This window comes from Prevotella sp. HMSC073D09 (assembly GCF_001814145.1).
GTDB classification, from domain to species: Bacteria; Bacteroidota; Bacteroidia; order Bacteroidales; family Bacteroidaceae; genus Prevotella; species Prevotella conceptionensis.
The window spans coordinates 1-7,299 of the sequence record NZ_KV815008.1; the positions used below are offsets into that span (position 1 = coordinate 1).

A 7,299-nucleotide genomic window follows, 5' to 3' on the forward strand; every position below is an offset into this window, starting at 1 on the left:
GCGTTAGCCATTTTTTCACCCTTTCACCCTTTCATTATGTCCCATTACATTCATCTTCGGAACCTACATTTCCACGCTTATCATGGCGTGATGCCCCAAGAACGAACGGCGGGTAACGACTATGTTGTGAACCTTCGTGCCGAATATCCCATCGAACAAGCCATGCAGAGCGACGATGTGGCCCACACATTGAACTATGCCGAGGTGTACGCCGTTGTTGAAACAGAGATGCAAAAGCCGTCGTGCCTACTCGAAAACGTGGCCTATCGCATCGCCCAACGGCTCTTTCGCGACTTCCCCCGAATACGTTCGATACGACTTGAAGTGGCTAAACAAAACCCGCCTATGGGCACTTGCGGAGGGCAAGCAGCCGTAGAAATTCAATTAAATAATGATAAAAGCCAGTGAGAAGGGCCTTAATACGGCCTTTTTTCTGTATTTTTGCATAAACAAAGCCGTTAATCGGCAGCTCAGGATACACAAGGGCGGGTTCTGAAACAGTCCCCTTGCTGGATTTTTAGGTTTTATCTGGGCAGATTTCGCTTAGTTCTTGAAGGGGCATAAAACAGACCTTGCCGCAAAAAAGAACGAACGAGGGATGGCAGAAAAAGCAGAGATACAGTGGAGAGCGAGGCTCAATGCAGACTTGGAATGCAACGAAAACTTTTAGGACAAGCCCCAAATGTAACATGATATCGATGATACGGCTCTTCAAATCAGCGTGTATGAACAAAAAGATTGCCGCCCTCTTTGCCCTGTTACTCCTTCTGCCGTTTGCCGCAAATGCAGCAGGCAAGAGGTTCGTGTTGGTTATCGACCCTGGGCATGGTGGCAAAGATGCCGGCGCATTGGGTGCTTTCTCGAAAGAAAAAGACATAAACCTGAGCGTGGCTATGGCCTTTGGAAGGCAGGTACAGCGTAATTGTCCCGACGTAAAGGTGATTTATACGCGTACAACTGATGTTTTTATTGGACTGAAAGAACGGGCCAACATCGCCAATAAGAATAAGGCCGACTTGTTTATATCGGTACATACCAACGCTTTGCCTGGCGGAAAGCAGGCCTATGGCATGGAAACTTACACCCTGGGAATGCACCGGGCCGGCGACAATCTGGACGTAGCTAAGCGCGAAAACGCCGTTATCTTGATAGAAAAAGACTATAAACAAAGCTATCAGGGCTTTAACCCTAACTCTTCGGAGAGCTATATCATGTTCGAGTTTATGCAAGACCGCAATATGGCCAACAGCGTAGACTTGGCCAAGATGGTGCAACGCGAAACGTGTTCGGCAGCCAATCGTCCCGACAAGGGCGTGCATCAGGCGGGGTTCCTCGTGTTGAGAGAGACGTCGATGCCTAGTTGCCTCATCGAACTGGGCTTTATCACCACGCCCGACGAAGAGCGGTTGCTCAACGACAAGGCGCGCGTGGAGAACATCGCCACAGGTATTTATCGGGCGTTCGTGAACTATAAGAACAAGTACCACAATGGAGTGGTGGTGCCTTATAAGCCTGCACCCGTGTCAACGCCTGCCGTTCCCGACGTTGTTCCCGATGTGTTCAGGTCTAACGATGTGCCTGCAACGCCAACTAAGCCTGCACCGCAAGCTACAAGAAGGGTGGGGCGTACATCGTCTGAACCGCTAATACGCGATAGTGCAGCTGGCAGGACAGTGCCGCAAAGGGCGCAGGCCGGCAACCAAGGCACAACAGAACACCCAACGGTGTCTACGTCCGAACCAAGGCCAAACGAAGAAACAAGGTTGCCAAACGTAACGTCGGGAGATGCCGAAGAAAAGATAATATCCTTCGGCGAAACGGCCGTGGTACCCATCTTTAAGGTGCAAATCATTGCCAGTCCCACGCGCATACGTCGCAACAGTCCGCAATTTAAGGGACTGAAAGACGTGGGATATTTCAGAGAGAACGACATGGTGAAGTACACTTATGGTGCCTCGGCCGACTATAACGAGATAAACCGACTGCGGAAGAGCATAGCCAACAAGTTCCCAGATGCGTTCGTCATCGCCTTTAAAGACGGTGAGCGCATGGATGTGAACAAAGCCATACGCGAGTTCTCGGTTAACAGACATAAAGGAAACAAATAATTAAATATGAAAATCTTTACGAGAGAGGTAAAAATCGCCCTTGTAGCCATTGCCGGAGTGGTGATATTGTTCTTCGGCATGAACTTTCTGAAAGGGTTAACCTTATTTTCCAACGATACAGGCTATAAGGTAATGTTCAAAGATATAACCGGTTTGTCTAGCTCAACGCCAATCTATGCCAATGGGTTTGCTGTGGGGGTGGTAACCGGCATCCAGTACAACTACGACCAAAAGGGAGACATCGTGGTTACGATAGACCTTGATAAGAATATGCGCGTGCCGCAAGGAAGTACGGCCGAGATAGAGAGCGACTTCATGGGAAACGTGAAACTAAACCTTATTCTTGCTCCCAATAGCGGTCGGTTTCTTAGTCCTGGCGACGTGATACAGGGCAACGTAAGCAAGGGAGCATTGGCGCAGGTGGCCGACATGGTGCCATCTATCGAGCGATTGTTGCCCAAACTCGATTCCATTTTGGCTAATGTGAACGCTATTTTGGCCAATCCCGCCATCAACCAGTCGTTAGACAACGTGCAAGGGCTTACCGCTAACCTGCGCACCACTTCGCAACAGCTCAATGGTTTGGTGGCTGGTCTTAACCGAAGTGTACCTGCTATGGTGGGAAAGGCCAACAAGGTGTTGGACAATACCAACACGCTGACCACCAACTTGGCTGCGCTAGACCTCGACGGGACGATGCAACAGGTGAACCGAACCTTGGCCAACGTGGAGGAAATGACACAAAAGCTTAACAGCAACGAGGGCTCGTTGGGCTTGCTGATGCGCGACCCAACCCTTTACAACAACCTCAATGCAACGCTGATGAGTGCCGACTCGCTGCTTATCAACGTTCGCCAACACCCCAAACGCTACGTGCACTTCTCGCTCTTCGGGCGTAAAGACAAGTAGGGCTTTGAGTTTGTTAGGTTATAGCGTTGCAGCGGTTGTGCGGTTTTGAGTTCACAACCTCACCAACTTAACATCCATAAACACATCTCCGCCACCATTCTGCAAAGCTAGAGTGGTGGCGGTTGTGTGTCTTAGGGGGTGGTTGATACAAGTATTTGCCACGTCGTTAGCTAAGTTATGGCAAAGCATATCATACCCCCATATCCCCTTGGAGAGGGGTTGTGGGGTGAGGCCAGAACTCATGCGCGTTCACTTATTTGTCCTTAATATTCTCCTTGAATTCACCTGGTGCAATGTTTCACAAGTTTTGCAAAACCTTTCACGTCCTTAATCTTCTTCAAAAACGGCCTGTAATTTGCCAAAACCAATTTTTTTTGCGATATTTGCAGTAGATTTCAGAGACCGCGGCACGCCATGTGCCGAAAAACCAACAACAGTATAGATATAATGGACGTAACTCCCGATAAACATTGGGAAGCAGCTCTTGCGCTCATTGCGCAGAACGTTTCTCCACAGCAGTTTGACACCTGGTTCAAACCTATTGTCTTCGAATCGTTTAACAACGAAACGAAGCTTTTGGTGTTACGTGTGCCAAGCTCGTTTGTGTACGAGTATATCGAAGAACATTATATCGATCTGCTAAGCAGGGTGTTGTTCTCCGCTTTTGGTCAGCGCATACGCCTTACTTATAGGGTGGTGGTGGATAGCGAGCACAAAAAGACTCAAGACATCGAGGCCGACCCGGCCGAGGCGCACGCTACGCAGGCCGCCAAAACATGGGGCGCAAAGCAGAAAGCTGTGGAAGAACCGGCCAAGGAGCAGGAACTAGACCCGCAACTTAACCCACACCAAACTTTCTCGAACTACATCGAGGGCGAGAGCAACAAGCTGTCGCGTTCCGTAGGGCTGTCTGTTGCCGAGCATCCCAACACCAATCAGTTCAACCCCATGTTTATTTATGGGCCGTCTGGCTGTGGAAAAACCCACCTCGTAAACGCCATAGGCGTGCAAACCAAGCAGCTGTACCCCCAGAAAAGGGTGCTGTACATCAGCGCGCACCTCTTTCAGGTGCAGTTTGTTAACGCCGTGTTGAAGAACGCCACCAACGATTTCATCAAGTTCTACCAAACCATCGACATGCTTATTGTTGATGATGTGCAGACGTGGGCCAGTGCAGATAAAACCCAAGAAACGTTTTTCCACATATTCAACCACCTCTTTCGCAACGGCAAACGCATCATCTTGGCTAGCGATCGCCCGCCCGTTGAACTGAACGACATGAGCGATAGGCTTATCACACGTTTCTCGTGTGGCATCATTGCCGAACTAGAAAAGCCCAATGTGCAACTCTGTGTAGACATATTGAACGCCAAAATACGACGCGACGGACTGAAAATACCTGCCGAGGTGACGCAGTTTATTGCCGAAACGGCTAACGGAAGTGTGCGCGACTTGGAAGGGGTTATCAACAGTTTGATGGCTTATTCGGTGGTGTATAACAGCGACATTGACATGCGGTTGGCCGAAAGGGTGATTAAAAGGGCTGTGAAGGTAGACGATACGCCACTTACCGTAGACGACATTTTGGAGAAGGTGAGCAATCATTTCAACGTTAGCGTGTCGGCCGTGAGCAGCAAAAGCCGCAAGCGCGACTTGGTTGTGCCGCGCCAAGTGTCGATGTATTTGGCTCAGAAATACACCAAAATGCCTGCCAGCCGCATAGGAAAACTTGTTGGCGGGCGCGACCATAGCACCGTGTTGCATAGTTGTGCGCAGGTTGAGGCGCGCCTTAAAACCGACAGCCTTTTTGCTGCCGAGGTGGAAAGCATCGCCACATCGTTTAAGCTGAAAGGATAGGGGAGAAATTGTTTTTTTCTCCCCGATACAGATATTACTTGTTGGTAGAGATAATTTTTTCGCGAAGGTAAAACCAAAGATGTTTTCTAGCCACACTTGAAAGGCGCACATTTGTAATTGCTTATCAGTATTTCGCGAGGCTCTTTCCCCGCCAAATAGTGCTATTTCGTAGGCTTTATTCTCAGTGTCACTTCTGCATAGAGGTCGGCACACCCCGCAATCATCAGTAGATGGCTCTTCGATAGAGGCATGTCTTCGTTGTCTATCTCGCATTTGTACACATTATATTGCATGCTGCCTTTGCACGTTACGAACCATTTAATGGTATGCGGCTCATCGTTGCCGAATAGTTTTTTGCTTATAAATTCAAAGATATACGTTTCACGTCCCCAAAAATCTTCCTTCCAAATCCGCATGTCAGTGGCAGATACATTCAATGTTGTTCCCCCGAGAAAGTTGGGTATGGTATTTTCTTTTATGTACGCCCATCTGGTTCTGTTAATTTCCAGGGGTTTGAGGTCGCTCCCTCTATAAACACGCACTTGGATGTCTTCCTTTTTAGCATTCCATGTTTCGGGCTTTGTGTTGTCGATGATGTTTAGAGAGTCTGCAATGTTTGTGCCTTTGGGGCTTTCGAACCTGATGCTTACCCTAAAAGGGTCTACAACATGAGGGCCGTCTTCATCCGAACACGAGAGTAGTGTACATATACAGATGCAAAGCATGGCTTTTGTCCATATTGTTTTTATATAGGTCTTCATGATTGCTGCATTTTAATTGTATGTGAAATTGTGTTAGTGCTTTGTAAACGTGGCATACTTCAACAGATATTTATAATTAGTGCGTGTGCTTTCTGCGTTGTCGTTGTATGGAGCTGGAGTATCTGTGTTAAAAACATTGTCCGAGAGGTATCCGTTGTCTTTCTTGTCTGTGGCATTTGTTTCCACTTGTTGCGTATTTTTTGGGTTAGCTCACCCATGTTTTCTTCACTTGTTTTAGAACAGGCCACAATGAATATCCCTCCCAAGCAGTAAAGGATTGTTCGTTTGATTGAAAATTTGTTCATGTTCTTTGGTTTTAAAGTGTTGACACAGCAAATTTAAGTAAAATATTTTTACGCGCCAAGCGTTTAATAAAGTTTCTTTCGATTTATTTTTAATTTCCTGTTTTGTCTTCCGATTTACAACAAAAATGTACTAATATTAATAAGATTGTTGTGCATTGTGTGTGCCGCGATGGGGTGTAATAATGAAAAATAACTGTGTTTATCCTGCTCGGATGCTGAAAAGATGGTCTAGTAAGACGTATAGATATTGTTCTAAAAATATTGATGTTTGGTAAAACCTTTCTTATTGTTCTGAGGGGGGGAGGTATAAAATAACAGCCTTTTTGAAAGATAATTTGTTGCTTATCCAACCATATTCTATGAAAATGATGCTTTTTGGTGGTGGTTACTATTCGATACTAAAAGTAAACTATTATAGAGAAGCAAGGTGTGTGTTACCGATGAATAAAGGTGGTGTAGCTTGCAGTCTGTTGTTATCGGCTGGCGGAATTAATTCGTACACTCGTCAACTCGTAAAGCTACAAGCTCGTTAACTTAAAAAGAAATGTCCACTTTTCAGTGTAGTTTTTAACATTATGAGTGCCTTCTAAACTCACCAACTGCCCAGCAGGCTGCAAAAAAACGATTCTCGCGGAGGTTGGTTGTGATGCAAAAAGGGGCTAGTTGTACATGTTGGCAAAATGAATATTTATTTGGAACGACCGCCATTTGCACCAGGTTTTGGGCTATTTGCCGCTAATTACACTGCGTTTTGCTGCTAAATGCACTGCGTTTTGGTGCTAAACGCAGTACGTTTTGGTGCTAAATACAGTGCGTTTTGGTGCAAAACGCAGGGTAAAATGGTGCAAAACGCAGGGTAAAATGCGGCTAAATGGAAGGTAATAAGCATAAAAATACACCGCAAATAGTATAAACAAACCTTTTAGAACCATGAAACACATGGCCCAAAAGGGCAAAATAACCATCAAAAAGTGGGATTTTAGGAGCTAAATGCGTGTAATTGGGCTTGAAAAATTACGAACATTCAACCAATCTAGAAAGGCTAAATGGTGCAAAATGCAAGTGGATTTCTTAAAAATAGACACATGGGACAGTGCGTAGGTCGTAAACTTGCGGCCAATTACCTACTTTTGAGCCTTAATTTTCGCTAGAATGGCATGGAGGTTGGGATGTGTTTTGTAAAATAAAAGCATCATATTTAACAATGGGAACTTGTTGAGAAGGGTTTGAAAGGGTACGTTCCAAGCACCGCTTTGGCTTTAACCCAAATCAGTCGTTAGAACGCTTACAACATGTTTTATGTTGTTTTCATCACTTCCTGTCCATCTTTTGTTTGCTTGTCGGCATCTTGCCTGTCTT

At 46.2% G+C, this 7,299-nt stretch carries 6 protein-coding genes; 4 read left to right on the top strand and 2 right to left on the bottom strand.

All coding sequences use genetic code 11. From position 1 onward, the window contains the following. Window positions 1-36: 36 nt before the first annotated feature. The 4 genes from folB (at window position 37) to dnaA (ending at window position 4,874) form a co-directional block, all read left to right on the top strand. Window positions 37-408: a dihydroneopterin aldolase gene (gene folB / locus HMPREF2955_RS00270; RefSeq protein ID WP_070719909.1), complete on the top strand. Its 372-nt coding sequence runs from the start codon at window positions 37-39 to the stop codon at window positions 406-408. A 317-nt stretch (window positions 409-725) separates the two neighbouring features. Further along, complete coding sequence (locus tag HMPREF2955_RS00275; protein ID WP_070719863.1) at window positions 726-2,108, top strand: N-acetylmuramoyl-L-alanine amidase family protein; 1,383 nt, start codon at window positions 726-728, stop codon at window positions 2,106-2,108. A 6-nt stretch (window positions 2,109-2,114) separates the two neighbouring features. After that, window positions 2,115-3,017 carry an MlaD family protein gene (locus HMPREF2955_RS00280; protein WP_019187253.1) on the top strand — a complete coding sequence of 301 codons (903 nt, stop codon included), beginning with the start codon at window positions 2,115-2,117 and terminating at the stop codon, window positions 3,015-3,017. Window positions 3,018-3,464: 447 nt separating this feature from the next. After that, on the top strand, window positions 3,465-4,874 hold the full coding sequence (dnaA, locus tag HMPREF2955_RS00285) for a chromosomal replication initiator protein DnaA (RefSeq protein WP_070719910.1): 1,410 nt from the start codon (window positions 3,465-3,467) through the stop codon (window positions 4,872-4,874). A gap of 161 nt (window positions 4,875-5,035) precedes the next feature. Here dnaA and HMPREF2955_RS00290 read toward each other — a convergent pair whose 3' ends face one another. Both HMPREF2955_RS00290 and HMPREF2955_RS16050 read right to left on the bottom strand, forming a co-directional pair. Beyond that, entirely contained in the window at window positions 5,036-5,635 is a 600-nt protein-coding gene (locus HMPREF2955_RS00290) for a hypothetical protein (RefSeq protein ID WP_019187251.1), read from the bottom strand. 33 nt (window positions 5,636-5,668) lie between these two features. Beyond that, window positions 5,669-5,821, bottom strand: a complete 153-nt coding sequence (locus tag HMPREF2955_RS16050) for a hypothetical protein (RefSeq protein WP_019187250.1) — start codon at window positions 5,819-5,821, stop codon at window positions 5,669-5,671. Between the last annotated feature and the right edge of the window lie 1,478 nt (window positions 5,822-7,299).